At 70.7% G+C, this 16,699-nt stretch carries 12 protein-coding genes; 11 read left to right on the top strand and 1 reads right to left on the bottom strand.

Annotated features, from left to right (window positions below):
- Window positions 1-3: 3 nt before the first annotated feature.
- Window positions 4-681, top strand: coding sequence for a TMEM175 family protein (locus AC3ANN_RS13185; RefSeq protein WP_488337852.1), 678 nt, complete (start codon window positions 4-6; stop codon window positions 679-681).
- A 59-nt stretch (window positions 682-740) separates the two neighbouring features.
- Here the strand turns inward: AC3ANN_RS13185 and AC3ANN_RS13180 are convergent, their stop codons facing one another.
- Entirely contained in the window at window positions 741-2,228 is a 1,488-nt protein-coding gene (locus AC3ANN_RS13180; RefSeq protein WP_488337851.1) for a DHA2 family efflux MFS transporter permease subunit, read from the bottom strand.
- Window positions 2,229-2,326: 98 nt separating this feature from the next.
- Here AC3ANN_RS13180 and AC3ANN_RS13175 point away from each other — a divergent pair, with 98 nt between their 5' ends.
- The 10 genes from AC3ANN_RS13175 to AC3ANN_RS13130 all read left to right on the top strand — a co-directional run bounded on the left by AC3ANN_RS13175 (window position 2,327) and on the right by AC3ANN_RS13130 (window position 16,499).
- Entirely contained in the window at window positions 2,327-3,010 is a 684-nt protein-coding gene (locus tag AC3ANN_RS13175; protein WP_488337850.1) for a TetR/AcrR family transcriptional regulator, read from the top strand.
- A gap of 49 nt (window positions 3,011-3,059) precedes the next feature.
- Complete coding sequence (locus AC3ANN_RS13170; RefSeq protein WP_488337849.1) at window positions 3,060-3,344, top strand: DUF2277 domain-containing protein; 285 nt, start codon at window positions 3,060-3,062, stop codon at window positions 3,342-3,344.
- 104 nt (window positions 3,345-3,448) lie between these two features.
- Entirely contained in the window at window positions 3,449-5,137 is a 1,689-nt protein-coding gene (locus AC3ANN_RS13165) for an ABC-F family ATP-binding cassette domain-containing protein (RefSeq protein WP_488337848.1), read from the top strand.
- 47 nt (window positions 5,138-5,184) lie between these two features.
- Window positions 5,185-6,303 carry a GuaB3 family IMP dehydrogenase-related protein gene (locus AC3ANN_RS13160; RefSeq protein ID WP_488340839.1) on the top strand — a complete coding sequence of 373 codons (1,119 nt, stop codon included), beginning with the start codon at window positions 5,185-5,187 and terminating at the stop codon, window positions 6,301-6,303.
- Window positions 6,304-6,377: 74 nt separating this feature from the next.
- A complete protein-coding gene (locus tag AC3ANN_RS13155; RefSeq protein ID WP_488340838.1) occupies window positions 6,378-7,160 on the top strand; it encodes an SURF1 family protein in 783 nt (260 codons plus the stop codon).
- A gap of 296 nt (window positions 7,161-7,456) precedes the next feature.
- Entirely contained in the window at window positions 7,457-9,391 is a 1,935-nt protein-coding gene (locus tag AC3ANN_RS13150; protein WP_488337847.1) for a purple acid phosphatase family protein, read from the top strand.
- A gap of 2 nt (window positions 9,392-9,393) precedes the next feature.
- Complete coding sequence (locus AC3ANN_RS13145; protein WP_488337846.1) at window positions 9,394-12,702, top strand: metallophosphoesterase; 3,309 nt, start codon at window positions 9,394-9,396, stop codon at window positions 12,700-12,702.
- Window positions 12,703-12,800: 98 nt separating this feature from the next.
- Window positions 12,801-13,346: a DUF3817 domain-containing protein gene (locus tag AC3ANN_RS13140; RefSeq protein WP_488337845.1), complete on the top strand. Its 546-nt coding sequence runs from the start codon at window positions 12,801-12,803 to the stop codon at window positions 13,344-13,346.
- Window positions 13,343-14,926, top strand: a complete 1,584-nt coding sequence (gene guaA, locus AC3ANN_RS13135) for a glutamine-hydrolyzing GMP synthase (RefSeq protein WP_488337844.1) — start codon at window positions 13,343-13,345, stop codon at window positions 14,924-14,926. Before AC3ANN_RS13140 ends, guaA begins: the two co-directional genes overlap by 4 nt.
- Window positions 14,927-15,059: 133 nt before the next feature.
- Complete coding sequence (locus tag AC3ANN_RS13130; RefSeq protein WP_488337843.1) at window positions 15,060-16,499, top strand: glycosyltransferase; 1,440 nt, start codon at window positions 15,060-15,062, stop codon at window positions 16,497-16,499.
- Window positions 16,500-16,699 lie beyond the last annotated feature (200 nt).

Raw genomic sequence — 16,699 nt, 5'->3', positions numbered from 1 at the left:
GACGTGATCAGGCAGCGGCGGCATCCGGCGGCGACCCAGGGGACCCTGCGGCTCGAGGCGTTCACCGACGGGGTGTTCGCGATCGCCGCGACGCTGCTCGTGCTCGACCTCACGACCCACCAGCTGGGCGAGGTCGAGAGCGACGCGGAGCTCTGGAGCGCGCTCGGCGGGATGACGGAGCTGTTCTTCAACTTCGCGCTGAGCTTCGTGCTGCTGTGCCTGCTGTGGATGGTGCACGTCCGCCAGTTCGAATACATCGCGCGCGTCGACACGATGCTGCTGTGGCTGAACAGCGCGCGACTGCTGTTCATCGTCTTGGTGCCGTTCGCCACCGGGCTGACGACCGAGTACTCCGAGTACCTCGCCGGACGCCTCGCGATGCCGGTGACCTTCTTCTTCGCGATCCTGCTCGGCGCGCTGGAATGGGGCTGGGCGCGCCGCCGCCGCGACGTGCTCATGCCGGACGTGACAGAGACGGATGCCGTGGTCCAGGGCCGCGGCTCGCTCAGTGCCCTCCTGCTCTCGGCGGGCAGCGTGGTGCTGGCGCCGTGGATCGGCTCCGCAGGGTTCCTGCTCTTCCTCCTCGACGGCGTGGTGACGAGGCTGCTCGAGGGCCGCAGGTCCACGTCCGAGGCGACGGAGCCCGGCGGCCCGACCCTTCGCGACGAGAACACGCGATAGCACGCGGGATCCCGGATCCCGCGTGTATCGCGTGTTCTCGACGCGAGTGGCGTCTTCGCTCAGCGGATGCCGACGGGCAGGGTCGCTTCGGGATCGGTCGCGGACTCGGTGGAGGTTCCGGATGCCTCGGCCGCGGCATCCGGAACCGTCGTCGTGGACCTCCCCGCCGGGAGCCAGAACGCCGCGATCGTCGCCGCGAACAGAACAGCCGCTCCGGTGAGCACGGCGGGACGCGCGGCGTCGACGTAGAGGTCGGGCAGCAGCTCGCCGCCCGCGCCGACGAAGATCGCGGTCATGACAGCCGTGCCGAGTGCGACGCCGAGCTCACGGACGGTCGAGTTCACGCCGGACGCCTTGGCGTGGTCGACGAGCCCGAGGGTCGCCAGCAGCGCGGTCGCCGAAGGCGCGAAGACCAGCGCCATGCCGACGCCCGCCATGATGAACGGCGCGATGAGCACGGGGTAGTCGAGGTCGGCCGACATCACGGTGCCGATCCACGTGAGCGCGAGCGCCTGCAGCGCGAGGCCGGTCACCATGAGGACGCGCGTGCCCACGCGCGGCGCGAGCATGCCCGCGATCGGGGCGACGAACATCGGCGCGAGCGTCCACGGAGTCGTCTGCACGGCGGCCTCGAGCGGGGTCGAACCCTGCACGACCTGCAGGTACTGGATGAGGATGAACACGGCCCCGAACGTGCCGAAGCTGAACGCGAAGCCGATGATGTTCGTGACCGAGAACGACCGGTCGCGGAAGAGCCGCAGCGGCACGAGCGGCGCCTTGGCCCGCGTCTGCCACACGAAGAACGCCACGAGGAGAACCGCGCCGAGGACGATCTCGGCGATCACGCCGAAGGAGTCCCAGCCGTCCTCGTTGCCCCGCACGATGGCGTGGACGAGGGCGAGCACGCCGCCGGCGGCGAGCACGGCACCGGGCACGTCGATGCGCTCGCGCGCTCCGAAGTCGTTGCGCAGCACGACGAGCGCGAGGGGGATGGCGATGAGGGCGACCGGCACGTTGATCCAGAAGATGGCCTGCCAGTTCCAGCCCTCCATGATCGCGCCGCCGACGAGCGGTCCGACGGCGACGCCGAGACCCGAGACGCCGCCCCAGATGCCGATCGCAAGGGCCCGGCGCTCGCGCGGCACGGCGCCGCTCAGCAGCGCGAGCGACAGCGGCATGACGGCGGCGGCGCCCAGCCCCTGAACTGCGCGGGCGGCGATGAGCTGGCCGGGGTCGGTGCTGAGCGCGGCGAACACCGAGCCGGCACCGAAGAGGGCGATGCCGATCGCGAACACGGTGCGGCGGCCGAATCGGTCGCCGAGTGCGGCGGCGATGAGGATGGCGCCGGCGAAGGCCAGCGTGTAGGCGTTCACGAACCATTGCAGCTCTTCGACGCTCGCGCCCATGTCGCGATGCAGGACGGGGAGCGCGTTGGTCATGACGAGGTTGTCGAGCGTGGCCATGAACATCGGGAGGGATGCCGCGGCCAGCACGAGTGCGAACGGCCGCGTCCGTCGGGATGAGGTGGCGAGGGGCGTATCGGTCATTCCGTGAACTCCGGTTGTTATTGGATGATTACCTTCAAGGAGCAATGTAGTAATCGACTGATTACAAAGTCAAGTCATTCGCTGATAACCTTTCGTGCATGACTTCCCCACGGCTCCACGGCGACGACGCCGTCGCCCTCGATGAGACCGCCGATCCGAGCAGGCGGCTGTCGTCGGACGAACGCCGCCGGCAGATCCTCGTCGCAGCGCTCGCCGTCTTCGGCGCGCGCGGCTACGAGGGCGCGACGACCGACGAGGTCGCTCGAGCGGCCGGTGTCAGCCAGCCGTACGTGGTCCGGCTGTTCGGCTCGAAGGAGAACCTGTTCCTCGCGGCGCTCGACGACTCTCTCACGCGCCTGCTCACCGCCTTCCGGGCCGCTCTCCCGGCGGAGGATCCCGAGGGTGATCGCGAGAAGGGTCTGAGTCCCGAGAAGGCCAAGGGCAAGCGCATCGGCCAGGCCTACGTCGACCTCCTCGAGGTGCGGGGCCTGCACCAGACCCTCGCCCACGCGTACCTGCTCGGAGGCCACCCGGTCATCGGCCCGGCCGCCCGGCGCGGGTTCGCGGCGGTGTGGCGCTTCTTCCGCGATGAGATGGCCCTCGATGCCGACGAGGCGCGGTCCTTCATGGCCGAGGGCATGCTCATCAGCACGATGATCGGGCTGCGCCTCGTCGACGACTACGGGTCGGATCCGCAGATCACCGAGCTCTTCCGCGCGTGCTTCCCCACCGAGCTCCCGCACGTGCTCGATCTGGTGCCCCGCGGCACCGAACGCTGGTAGGGCACTTCGGCCTGGTCACCCGTCGGAGAGCGGGCGTATCGTCGGTGGCATGTGCCGGAACATCCACACGCTCCACAACTTCGAGCCCGCGGCATCCTCCGAAGAGGTCCACGCCGCCGCCCTCCAGTACGTGCGCAAGATCGCGGGCACGACGAAGCCGTCCAAGGCGAACCAGGAGGCCTTCGACCGAGCGGTGCACGAGATCGCCCACGTGACACAGCACCTGCTCGACGACCTCGTGGCGGTCGCTCCGCCCAAGAACCGCGAGGTCGAGGCCGCGAAGGCGCGCGAGCGCGCGATCAAGTCGGGTCGCTACGCGGCGCCGGCCGCCTGAACGCCGTGCGGTGACGGACCGGACTTTCCGCACGCGCTGACAGCGGATAGTCTGGTCGGCTCCCCATCGGCGACGGATGCCGCGCGGAGCAGACAGGACTCATCGTGGGGTACATAGACATCGCCGCCGTCTCGTATGCGCTGCCGGACGGACGGCCGCTGCTGGACGAGGTCACGTTCCGCGTCGGAGAGGGCTCGACGACCGCGCTCATCGGCCAGAACGGCGCGGGCAAGACGACGCTGCTGCGCATCATCCGCGGCGAGCTCGCACCGCACGGCGGCGTCGTCTCGATCGACGGCGGGCTGGGTGTCATGGACCAGTTCGTCGGCCATGGCGAGGCGGGCCAGACCGTGCACGATCTGCTCATCTCGGTGGCGCCCGACCGGGTGCGCCGCGCCGCGCGCGAGCTCGAGGACTCGGAGGCGGCGATCATCGAGCGCGACGACCTCGACACCCAGATGCGGTACGCCGCGGCGCTCGCCGACTACGCGGAGGCCGGCGGCTACGAGTACGAGACGGTGTGGGACACGTGCACGACCGCAGCCCTCAGCATCCCGTTCGCACGCGCGCGGTTCCGCGAGCTCACGACCCTGTCGGGCGGCGAGCAGAAGCGGCTCGCGCTCGAGGCGCTGCTGCGCGGGCCCGACCAGGTGCTGCTGCTCGACGAGCCCGACAACTACCTCGACGTGCCAGGCAAGCGGTGGCTCGAGGAGCGCCTGCGCGAGACGCCGAAGACCGTCCTGCTGGTGTCGCACGACCGGGAGCTGCTGGCACGCGCGGCCGACCGCATCGCGACGCTGGAGGTCGGCGGCGCGGGCAGCACGGCGTGGGTGCACGGCGGCGGCTTCGGCACCTATCACCGTGCACGTGACGAGCGGATGCTGCGCCTGGACGAACTCCGCCGGCGCTGGGACGAGCAGCATGCCAAGCTCAAGGCGCTCGTGGCCGACCTGAAGGTCAAGGCGGCGGCCAACGACGGGTTCGCCTCGCGCTACCGGGCTGCTCAGACGCGCCTGCGCATGTTCGAGGACGCCGGCCCGCCGCTGGAGCGGCCCAAGGAGCAGGACCTCGACGTGCGGCTGCGCGGCGCCCGCACCGGCAAGCGCGCCGTGGTCGCCGAGGAGCTCGAGCTCACCGGGCTCATGAAGGCGTTCGACGTCGAGGTGTGGTTCGGCGACCGGGTCGCGGTGCTCGGTTCGAACGGGTCGGGCAAGTCCCACTTCCTGCGGCTGCTCGCCCGTGGCGGCACCGACCCCGACGGCAGGCTCGGGCACCTCACCACCACCGGGGCCGGCCTCGAGCCCGTCGCGCACACGGGCCGTGCGGTGCTCGGCGCGCGCGTCGTGCCGGGGTGGTTCGCGCAGACCCACAAGCACCCCGAGTTCACCGGTCGCACGCTGCTCGACATCCTGCACCGCGGCGAAGACGCTCGCGCCGGGCTGCCCCGTGACGCGGCGAGCTCTGCACTGGACCGGTATGGGCTCGTCGGCCAGGCCGAGCAGACCTTCGACAGTCTGTCGGGCGGCCAGCAGGCGCGGTTCCAGATCCTGCTGCTCGAGCTGTCGGGAGCGACGCTGCTGCTGCTGGACGAGCCGACCGACAACCTCGACCTGGTCTCGGCCGAAGCCCTGCAGGACGCGCTCACGCGCTTCGAGGGCACTGTGCTCGCGGTGACCCACGACCGCTGGCTGGCGAGGTCCTTCGACCGCTTCCTCGTCTTCGGGTCGGACGGGCGCGTGTTCGAGTCCGACGAGCCGGTGTGGGACGAGGCCCGCGTCGTGCGGGCGCGGTGACGGGCATCGGGCCCCGGAACCCCGCCGGGTAGGCTGGGGGCGTGAGCATGGACATCGAACTCGGCCGGGCCAAGCGGGCGCGTCGCGCGTACACGTTCGACGACATCGCGGTCGTCCCGTCGCGGCGCACGCGCAACCCCGAGGACGTCTCGACCACGTGGTCGATCGACGCGTTCAGCTTCGACATCCCGGTGCTGGGCGCGCCGATGGACTCCGTCGTCAGCCCGAGGACCGCGATCATGCTGGGGCAGCTCGGCGGGCTCGGAGTGCTCGACCTCGAGGGCCTGTGGACGCGGTACGACGACCCCGAGCCGCTGCTCGCCGAGATCTCGGGCCTGGAGAAGACGGCCGCGACGCGTCGCATGCAGGAGCTGTACTCCGAGCCGATAAAGCCCGAGCTGGTTCGCGATCGGCTCGCCGAGATCCGCGCGGCCGGGGTCACCGTCGCCGGCGCACTCACGCCGCAGCGCACGCAGGAGCTGTACGAGACCGTCGTCGCGGCGGGTGTCGACCTGTTCGTGATCCGCGGCACCACGGTGTCGGCCGAGCACGTGTCGAGCGTCGATCAGCCGCTCAACCTCAAGAAGTTCATCTACGACCTCGACGTCCCCGTGATCGTGGGCGGGGCTGCGACGTACACCGCCGCGCTGCACCTCATGCGCACGGGTGCCGCGGGCGTGCTCGTCGGCTTCGGCGGCGGCGCCGCCTCGACCACGCGTGCGACGCTCGGTCTTCACGCGCCGATGGCCACGGCCGTCGCCGATGTCGCCGGCGCGCGCCGCGACTACCTCGACGAGTCGGGCGGGCGCTACGTGCACGTCATCGCCGACGGCGGCGTGGGCACCTCGGGCGACATCGTCAAGGCGATCGCGATGGGCGCAGACGCCGTCATGCTCGGCGTGGCGCTCGCGCGGGCGACGGATGCCCCGGGCCGCGGCTTCCACTGGGGACCCGAGGCGCATCACGCCAAGCTGCCGCGAGGTCGTCGCGTCAAGGTCGATCAGGTCGCGTCGCTCGAAGAGATCCTCTACGGCCCGGCGCCCGTCGCCGACGGCACCGCGAACCTCATCGGCGCGCTCCGCAAGTCGATGGCCACCACCGGATACTCCGACCTCAAGGAGTTCCAGCGCGTCGAGGTCGTCGTCGCCCCCTACGCCGCGGGATGACACCCGACGTGACCGTTCCCGACCCGGCCGCTCCGGCCGAGCCGGAGGCGTTCCCGCCGACGCTGCGGGAGGTGATGCTGCGGCCGCAGTGGATCGGGATGCTGCTGCTGTGCCTCCTCGTCGCCGGGGTGTTCGCGTGGCTCGGGCAGTGGCAACTGGGCCGGGCGATCGACACCGATCCGCCGCCGCCCGGTGCGACCGAGATCGTGCGCCCGCTCGCCGAGGTCGCGCAGCCGGGGGAGTACCTGTCCGAGCCGCTCGTGGGCCAGCGCGTCGAGGCGAACGGCACGTGGGTGCCCGGTGACTTCCTGATCGTCGAGTCGCGCTTCAACGACGGCGTCGAGGGCTACTGGGTGACCGGTCAGCTGCGGCTGGACGGCACCGACGAGCCGACGTCCGTCGCCGTCGCCCTCGGCTGGGCCGCCACCGAGGCCGAGGCCGCCGCGGCGGTCGAGCGGCTCGAGGCCGAGGCATCCGACTCGGAATCAGCCGTCGAGGTCACCGGCCGGCTCATCTCGGACGAGGGCCCGCTGCCGCCCCCGCGCGGCGCCGACCCGCAGACCATGACGCGCATGTCTCCGGCGGCGCTCCTCGGACGCTGGCACGACGTCGAGGAGCTCGCGGTGTACCGGCCGTACCTCGCCTCGTCGGCGCCGTTCGGCGGGCTCACCGCGATCTCGTCGCCGGCACCCGCCGAGCAGTCCACCGTCAACTGGCTGAACATCTTCTACGCCGCCGAATGGGCCGTGTTCGCGGGCTTCGCCTTCTACCTCTGGTACCGCCTCGCGCGCGACGCGTGGGAGAAGGAGCTCGAGGACTTCGAAGAGGCGGGTGGGCCTGAGCCCGCGGCATCCTGAGTCCCGATTCTTGCACCGCGTCCAACACCCGCGAGGCGAGCACGGGTTCAGTGCGAGATGAACGCCGAGTGGCCGGACGCTCAACGAGACGTGATCCACGCAGTGCCCCGAGTCGGACGAATCGGGGAACATCCGGGCGTCTTCTGAACGGTCGGCAAACAGTGGGCGAATCCGGCAGAACGCGTGCGAGCGGGCCGAAAGACTCTCCCTGAGCCGCCATGGGAGCGGCTCGCGCCTTGTGCGCTGACCGAGCCGCAACCCGAATCCGGCGGCTCCCTCTGGAGAGGTGATCTCGCGTGCCCCGACTCGCCCGCACCGCAACGATCACGGCTGGTGTCATCGCCGTGGCCGTCGGCCTGAGCACTTTCGGCGGAGGTGTGGCGGTGGCGGCCGGCGGCGGCCTGGCGCCGCCCGCCGTGGACCCCGCCACCGTCCATCGGCCCACGGCCGCGCCGGACCGCGTGATCCTGACGCCGACCGAGACGCCCCAGACGAGTCAGGCGGTGACGTGGCGCACCTCCGCCGGAGTGACATCGCCGCGTGTGGAATGGGCGCTGAGCGGCCCGAGCGTGGTCTCGGCAGCTCAGTCGGCGGCGGTGACGTCGACCATCGGCTTCGACACGACGCTCGGTTACGAGGTCTCGTTCCACACCGCCACGATGCAGGGGCTCGAGCCCGGCACGACGTACGTCTACCGAGTGGGCGATGGCGAGACCTGGAGCGAATGGTTCGAGTTCCGTACCGCGAGCGCGGAGTCGGGCGACTTCAGCTTCGTGATGCTGGGTGACGCCCAGAACGACAACAAGGCCTACTCGTCACGCGCTCTGCGGGCGGCGTTCGAGGCTCGGCCCTACGCGAAGCTCGCCCTCCACGCGGGTGATCTGATCGACACCGAGACCAGTGACGCCGAGTGGGGCGAGTGGAACGAGGCTGGTGCGCTGCTCAACCAGTACGCCAACTTCATCGCCACCCCCGGCAATCACGAGTACTACCCGGGACCGGCGCTGTCGAAGTACTGGCCCGCGCAGTTCGCGTTCCCGCTGAACGGCCCCGGGATCGCCGAACTGGAGGAGACGGTCTACTACGTCGACTACCAGGGCGTGCGGTTCGTGTCGCTGAACACCAACCGCCAGTCCGGGGCGAACATGACGGCACAGACGGAGTGGCTCGACGGCGTCCTGACCGACAACCCGAACGAGTGGACCGTCGTCACGTTCCACCACCCGATCTTCTCCACCAGCGGTGATCGCGACAACGCCAACATCCGCAACACGTGGCTGCCGATCCTGGAGGAGCACGATGTGGATCTCGTGTTCCAGGGACACGACCACACCTACGGACGTGGCAACCTCGCCGTCAACGAGCAGAACCTCCCGGAGGGTGCGGAGGGCGGTCACACCGGACCGGTGTACATGGTCTCGGTCGCCGGCCCCAAGGACTACGGCCTGTCGCCCGACGACCGGAACAACTGGACGCAGAACGGCGCACACCTGCGGGTGAAGGGCGCGAACCTGCAGCTGTTCCAGACGGTCGACGTCACCGACGACGGACGCATGCACGTCGTGGCCCGGACGGTCGACGGTGCCGTGTTCGACTCCTTCACGATCACGAAGGACGCCGAAGGCGGCAAGATCGTGACGGATGCCGAGGCCTGGGCGGGAGGGCCCGGATCGACGCGCGAAGGCGTTGCGCCGCCGGCGCTTCCCGGCACCGACCCGGGTACGGACCCGGGCACGGACCCCGGTACGGACCCGGGCACCGACCCCGGTACGGACCCGGGCACGGACCCCGGTACGGACCCGGGCACGGACCCCGGGGCGAGTGACCCGACAGTGAGCCTCGGCTCCACTTCGGTCGCACCGGGAGAGTCGGTCTCGCTCACGGCCGCCGGCTTCCGCGGCGGCGAGCCGGTCGTGATCGAGCTGCACTCGACGCCCGTGACCCTCGCCCGAGTGACTGCGAACGCCGACGGCGCGCTGAGCGCGACCGTCACGATTCCGGCCGACACGACTGCGGGGAAGCACACCATCGTGCTGACCGGCGCCCAGTCGGGGCGCACCGTCAGCGCGGCACTCACGGTGACCGCCGCGCCCGCAGGGGCAGGCGCCGCCCAGCTTCCGACGACCGGCGCCGGTCTTCCGATCTCCCTGATGATCCTCGGCGGGGCTCTCGCCCTCGGCGGTGGCGCTGTCGTCGCCCGCTCCGCTCTTCGCAATCGAAAGGCTTCCTGATCATGGCTCGTCTCCACAGAGCCGGCCGCGCCCTCGCCGCCGGTCTGGTCTGCGGCGTGATCGCCACGAGCGGAGTGCTCGTGGCGGCCGCCCCGGCCGGCGCCGCTTCGGTGCCCGCTGCCGAGCGGTACGCGCCGTCGCGCGTCCCCGACCGCCTCACCCTGCTTCCTGCGAACGATCCGGCGACGCAGCAGACGGTTTCGTGGCGGTCGTCGACCGCGGTGTCCGAGGGGATCGTCGAGTACCGTGCGATGACTCCCGCTCCGTACCCGAACGACACACAGCGCGTGGTCGCGCAGGAACGCGCCGAGCAGGTGACCGATCTCGGCTACACGAACGTCGTCCACACCGCGACGCTCTCGGGGCTCCAGCCCGGAGTGGCGTACATGTATCGCGTGGGCGACGGCACGAACTTCAGCGAGTGGCAGGACTTCGAGACCGCCGCCGCCGGAGCAGAGCGCTTCTCGTTCGTCTACCTCGGCGACATCCAGAACGGGATTCTGAGCGACGCCTCGCGCGTCATCCGCAATGCCTTCCGCGACCGCCCGAACGCGGATCTCGTTCTGCAGATCGGCGACCTCGTGAACGACGCGGAGTCCGACGAGCAATGGGGCGAGCTGTACGAGGCGTTCTCGTACACGCTCGGCACGCAGAACCTTCTCACCACCCCGGGCAACCACGAGTACGAGGGCGGGCTCTCAGAGCAGTGGCGCGATCTCTACACGTTCCCCGGCAACGGCCCGCAGGGCGAGGGCGAGGTCTACGACGAGCTGGAGGGCACGGTGTACTACACCGACCACCAGGGCGTCCGGTTCGTCTCGCTCAACAGCAACATCGTCGACACCGAGGGCCTGCGGGTGCAGGCCGAGTGGCTCGACGAGGTGCTCACCGAGAACGACCAGGCGTGGACCGTCGTGTACTTCCACCACCCGGTGTACTCCCTCGACGAAGGCCGCAACAACCTCGGCATCCGTCAGTCGTGGGGACCGATCCTCGAGGAGCACAACGTCGACCTCGTGTTGACGGGCCACGACCACGCGTACGGCCGCGGCAACCTGCTTGCCAACGAGCAGAACCTCCCCGCAGGCGCTGATCCCGAGCTCAGCTCGACGGGCCCCGTGTACGTGTCGTCGAGCGTCGGCTCGAAGTTCTACGAGGCCGGTCCCCGGCACTGGAACGAGAACGGCGGGCACCTGCGCCGTCTCGCCACCGGTCTGCAGACGTACCAGGTCGTCGATGTGAACGGGGGCACACTGCGGTTCGAGTCCCGCACGGCCGACGGCGCGTTCTTCGACGGCTTCACGATCACCAAGGACGGCGACTCGAAGCTCGTCGTGGACGGCGTGGAGCCTCAGGAGATCGACCCGGGAACGCCCGCACCGTGTCTCGGGTGCGAGCCCAACCCCGACCCGGGGCCCGAGGACCCGACAGACCCCGAAGAGCCCGCCGGCGAGTTCGACTACGAGCAGACCGCGCTGCTGGACGCCGTGATGCCGAACAGCTCCGCGGATGCCCCGCACCGCGCCGCGCTGCCGGCGGGGGTGGCGTACCACCAGGCACGCGACGTGCTGTATCTCGGCGACCAGAACGGCCGGACGGTGTTCGAGATCGATCCCGACACCGATGAGGTGCTGCGGACGATGACGCTGCCCGAGAACATCCGGGATCTCGGGGTCGACGAGGAGCGTGAGCTGCTCTATGTCGGGCAGCAGAACCGAAACTGGATCGTCGTGTCGACAGCCGATGACACGTTCGGCGAGGTCGTGCGCGGCCCGTACGCGATCATCGAGTCCAACCGCTCGCTCGATGTCGATCCGGTCAACGACTACGTGTACGTCGCGGTGCCGGCGCGTGGCGTCGAGGTGTTCCGCGCCTCGACGGGCGAGTCCCTCGGCGTCGTGAACGGCACCGCCGACGCGTACTACGTCGCAGCGGATCCCGCGACCGGGATGCTCGTCACGACGAAGTTCTACAGCGTCGAGGGGGCCATCGGCCTCCAGGCGTTCGATGCCGAGGCGGGCTTCGGAATGGTGTGGGAGAAGGCGGTGCGCCCCGGCGCGCGCCAGGTCGACATCGACAGCGAGCGGGGCCTGCTGTACGTCGGGTACACCGGAACCGGCGCCGACGGCGGCGGCTTCTCGGTGCACGACCTCGCGTCGGGAGCCGAGCACGTCGACATGGTCGGGCCGCAGTACGGCAAGGACGGCTACGGCATCGCCGTCGACGAGGAGCGGCAGCGCGTGTTCGTGTCGAATCGCGACTTCCGCCTGAACCCTCCGGGTGAGGAGCTCGAGCAGAAGGCCGTGACGGTCAGTGTCCGCGTCGCCGACGAGGACCCGACCGACCCGACCGACCCGACCGACCCGACGGATCCGACCGACCCGACGGATCCGACCGACCCGACCGACCCGACGGATCCCACGGACCCGACGGACCCGGCGGAGCCATGGCAGGCGACCGCGCTCGCCGCGATCCCGACTGCGACTCCCGAGGGTGCCGACGAGATCCGTCCTGTGGGAAGCGCGGTCGACCCCGCGACGGGTCTGGTGTACGTCGCCGACGAAATGCGCCCTGCGCGGGTGCATGTCATCGACCCGGCGACCGACGCGGTCGTGCGCGTGCTGACTGCTCCCACGGCTGCTCCGGCCGAGGACGGTCTGCGCGACATCGCCTTCGATGCGGCGACCGGACACCTGACGGTGGCGTATGGCAGCAACTGGCTGGTGATGGATGCCGAGACCGGAAGTCTGGTGGCGGGTCCCTTCGCCTTCGGCGGCGGCGTGCGCGGCATGGACGTCGACTTCACCGGCGGCCGGGTGTTCGGCGGCCTGCGCGGAGCCGGGTTCGAGGTTCGCGATACCGCGACGGGCGAGCTGATCCGCGCCGTGGACGGGCCTGCCGACGGCGGCGTGTGGCGGACGCACGGCGTCGCGTACGACCCTGTGCACGACCGCATCTACGTCAGCAACAGCGACGCCGAGGGGTCGGTCGAAGGCATCCGGGTCTACGACGGCAAGGACTACAGCCTGCTCAGCCGGCTCGCGGTCGATGCCGCCGACTACCGATCGATCGCGGTCGACGGCGAGTCCGGCATCGTGGTCGTCGGCAACCAGACCGACCTGTTCGAGCAGTCGGGGGTCACGGTGTACTCCGCCGCCGACCTGTCTCTCGTCCAGCGGCTGTCGGCACACGAGTACGGCAACAAGGTCTACGGCGTTTCGATCGACACCGAGCGCGATCTGCTGTTCGTCTCGGCGCGCGAGCGCCACCCCTCCGGGCTGATCGAGGTCACGCTGCCCGCGGCGCAGTGACCGGCGCCTGAACGACCGCCCTCCTCGAGCTCGGGGAGGGCGGTCGTTCGTATTCGCGCGGCGCGGCGCCGCGGAATCACGCGGGTAGACTGGACGCCATGCCCCGCGAACCCAAGCTCGCTTCGTTTCCAGCGATCCGCGGAGCCCTGAAGTTCTACCAGGTCTGCTCGATCATCACCGGCACGATGCTGCTCCTGCTGCTCGCCGAGATGATCCTGAAGTACACGCCGATCCACGTCGAGCTGTTCGCGGGCGGGTCGGGCGGCGCCCTGTGGTTCGCGCCGGTCATCGCGGGGGCCGACTGCCAGTGGTGGTCGCTGTTCGCGCCGATGACGAACGACTGCGAGATGGTCTCGGTCGGCGACGGCTTCAACATCTCGCTGTTCATCCTCGTCGCGCACGGCTGGTTCTACGTCGTGTACCTGTTCTCGTGCTTCCGCGTATGGAGCCTCATGCGGTGGCCGTTCGGCCGCTTCATCATGCTCGCGCTCGGCGGCGTCGTGCCGTTCCTGTCGTTCATCATGGAGGCGCGCGTCGCCCGCGAGGTGAAGACCTACCTGCACCGCCGCGAGGACGCGGAGCTCCACTCCCAGGCCGAGCACTCGACCCTCACTCACACCATCCCGACGGAGAACCAGCGTTGACCCAGCAGACCGAGACCTCGCAGCGCCCCGTCCTCGTCGTCGACTTCGGCGCGCAGTATGCGCAGCTGATCGCCCGGCGCGTGCGCGAGGCGGGCGTCTACAGCGAGATCGTGCCGCACACCGCATCCGCCGCCGACATCGCCGCGAAGAACCCGGTCGGCATCATCCTCTCGGGCGGTCCCTCGTCGGTGTACGAGGAGGGCGCTCCCGCACTCGACACCGGAGTTCTCGAGCTCGGGGTGCCGACTCTCGGCATCTGCTACGGATTCCAGGTCATGGCGCAGCAGCTGGGCGGCGAGGTCGCGCACACCGGACTCCGTGAGTACGGGGCGACGGATGCCGCGGTCACGGGTGACGGCGGCGTGCTGCTGGGCGGCCAGCCGGCCGAGCAGAACGTGTGGATGAGCCACGGCGACCAGGTGGCACGCGCCCCGGAGGGCTTCGAGGTGCTCGCGTCGACATCGGCCACGCCGGTCGCCGCGTTCGCCAGCGACGAGCGTCGCCTGTACGGCGTGCAGTGGCATCCCGAGGTCAAGCACACCGACTACGGGCAGAACGTCATCGAGAACTTCCTCCACAAGGCCGCAGGACTCCCGGCCGACTGGAACAGCGGCAACGTCATCGCGGAGCAAGTCGAGAAGATCCGTGCGCAGGTCGGCTCGGCGCGAGTGCTCTCGGCCCTGTCGGGCGGCGTCGACTCGGCGGTCTCGACGGCCCTCGTGCACGAGGCCGTCGGAGACCAGCTCGTGGCCGTCTTCGTCGATCATGGCCTGCTGCGCAAGGGCGAGCGGGAGCAGGTCGAGCAGGACTACGTCGCCTCCACCGGCGTGCGCCTCGTGACCGTCGACGCGCGCGAGCGGTTCCTGAACGCCCTCGCCGGCGTCAGCGACCCCGAGCAGAAGCGCAAGATCATCGGCCGCGAGTTCATCCGCGCGTTCGAGCAGGTGCAGGCCGAGCTGGTCGCCGAAGCGGCAGCCGAGGGCGAGCCGATCCGCTTCCTCGTGCAGGGCACGCTCTACCCCGACGTGGTCGAGTCGGGTGGCGGCACCGGCACCGCCAACATCAAGAGCCACCACAACGTCGGCGGTCTCCCCGAAGACCTGCAGTTCGAGCTCGTCGAGCCGCTGCGGACGCTCTTCAAGGACGAGGTCCGCGCGATCGGACGCGAGCTCGGCCTCCCTGAGGCGATCGTCGCCCGCCAGCCCTTTCCGGGCCCCGGCCTCGGCATCCGGATCGTGGGTGAGGTCACCGCTGACCGCCTCGAGATTCTGCGTGATGCCGACGCGATCGCGCGGGAAGAGCTGACCAGGGCGGGCCTGGACGGCGAGATCTGGCAGTGCCCCGTCGTGCTGCTGGCCGATGTGCGCTCGGTGGGGGTGCAGGGCGACGGTCGCACCTACGGGCATCCGATCGTGCTGCGGCCGGTGTCGTCCGAAGACGCCATGACGGCCGACTGGACCCGCCTGCCCTACGACGTGCTGTCGAGGATCTCGAACCGCATCACCAACGAGGTGCGCGAGGTGAACCGCGTCGTGCTCGACGTCACCTCGAAGCCCCCGGGGACCATCGAGTGGGAGTGACCCGATCGGGGTCCGGGGTGAATCGCGTGGGCACGGCCCCGGAAGGGGTTCGGGGTGACCGCGCGGACACGCCCGGATGGAGGTCCGGGGTGATCGCATCGATGCCGTCCCGGAGAGCGTTCGGGGCGACGAGATGACCGCCGCCGGAGCGCTGCCCGATGCGGACTACGTGCTGCTCGGCAGCCGTGTCGCGCTGGGACTCGACGGCGGGTTCGCGGTGGCGGTGCCGGCTCGGCTGCGCCTGCTCGAGGCATCCGGCGCTCGCGAACCGCTCATGCTGAGCGTGGACGGGCAGTCGCCCGAGGCACACGCCGCGCAGCGGCAGGCGTTCGTCGGCGGCGGCCACGTGCCCTCGGGCGACCGCGTGCGGAACCTGTTCGATGAGCTGCTGGACGGCGGTGAGTGGCTGCACCGGGCCGGCGAGCCGGGGGAGCGCACGCCCGGCATCGAGTACCGGACGGTTGCGGATGCCGAGGGCACCACGATCGTGTCCCTCCCGGTCTTCGAGAACGATCCCGAGTGGCATCTGCGCGACGCGGCGGTCGTCGTGCACACGCCCGCCGGCGACCGGGTGCTGCGGGGATTCCGCGGTCTGTACATCGCGTGGCTCTCGCACATCGCCGACGAGCGGCGGGCGGCCGGCGGCGACCCCGACCGGCCGTTCGTGGTGATCTGCGAGTCGCGGCAGATCGGCGAGGCGCTGGTCGAGTGGGACGATCCGCGGGTGCGACTCGTCCACACCGTGCACAATTCGCACCTTCCCGCGCCGTACGACGACCCTTCCGCGCCCGTGACCGGGCTGTGGGAGCGGTGGCTGCGGACGCTCGACCGCTACGACGCCGTCATCTGGCCCACGGCGGCGCAGCGCGACGAGGTGGCCGCGCGGTTCGGCGACCCCGGCACGTTCCACGTCGTGCCGAACACCATCGAGCTCGGTCCCGAACCGGTGGCGGTTCGGGACCCACGGCGCGTCGTGATGCTCAATCGGCTCGCCCCGCAGAAGCGCGTCGACCTCGCCATCCGCGCGTGGCCGCGCGTCATCGCGGCGGTGCCGGACGCGCGCCTCGAGATCTACGGCGACGGCCCGCTGCGCGACGAGCTGCAGCAGCTGATCGACGAGCTCGGGGTCGGGACTGGGCCCACGCGGCCGGAGGCTCCGTTCGACGCGCCGGCGGCGAGTGGAGGGGCCGTGAGGGCCGTCACCCTGCATGGCTCGACGGACGACCGTGACGCCGTGTTCGACGAGGCGGCGCTGTTCCTCACCTCGACGGCGTTCGAGGGGCAGGGCCTGTCGATCGCCGAGGCCCTCGCGCGGGGGCTGCCGGTCGTGTCGACCGATGCGCGGTACGGGCCGCGCGAGGCGATCGACGGCGCCGGCGTGCTGGTGCCTCCGGGCGACGTCGACGCGCTCGCCGACGCCGTGATCGGCCTACTGCGCGACGACGCCCGTCGGGCCGCACTGGCTTCGCGGGCTCGAGCGGCCGCGGCCTCGTTCACCCCCGAGTCGGTGCAGCCGGCGCTCGTGGCTGCCCTCCGCGTCGCGGTCGAGGCGCCGTCGCGCCGCGCACTCTGACGCGCCCCCGCGTCGTCGCGGCCCCGCGTCGGCGGCGCTCGTCGTCGCGGCCCCGGCCCCGGGCCGTGCGCAACTCCTGAGAACTCGGCGTCTGCGACCCCCGCTCGGCCGTGGGATTCCGCGGGCGTCCTGCGCGGCCTGCGGCGTTCGTCAGGAGGTGGGAACGGCGGGCACCGTGCTCCGCCTGCGGCAGAACCGCC

The organism is Microbacterium sp. STRO-2N (assembly GCF_057747775.1).
This window is presented reverse-complemented; position numbering and strand designations above follow the sequence as displayed.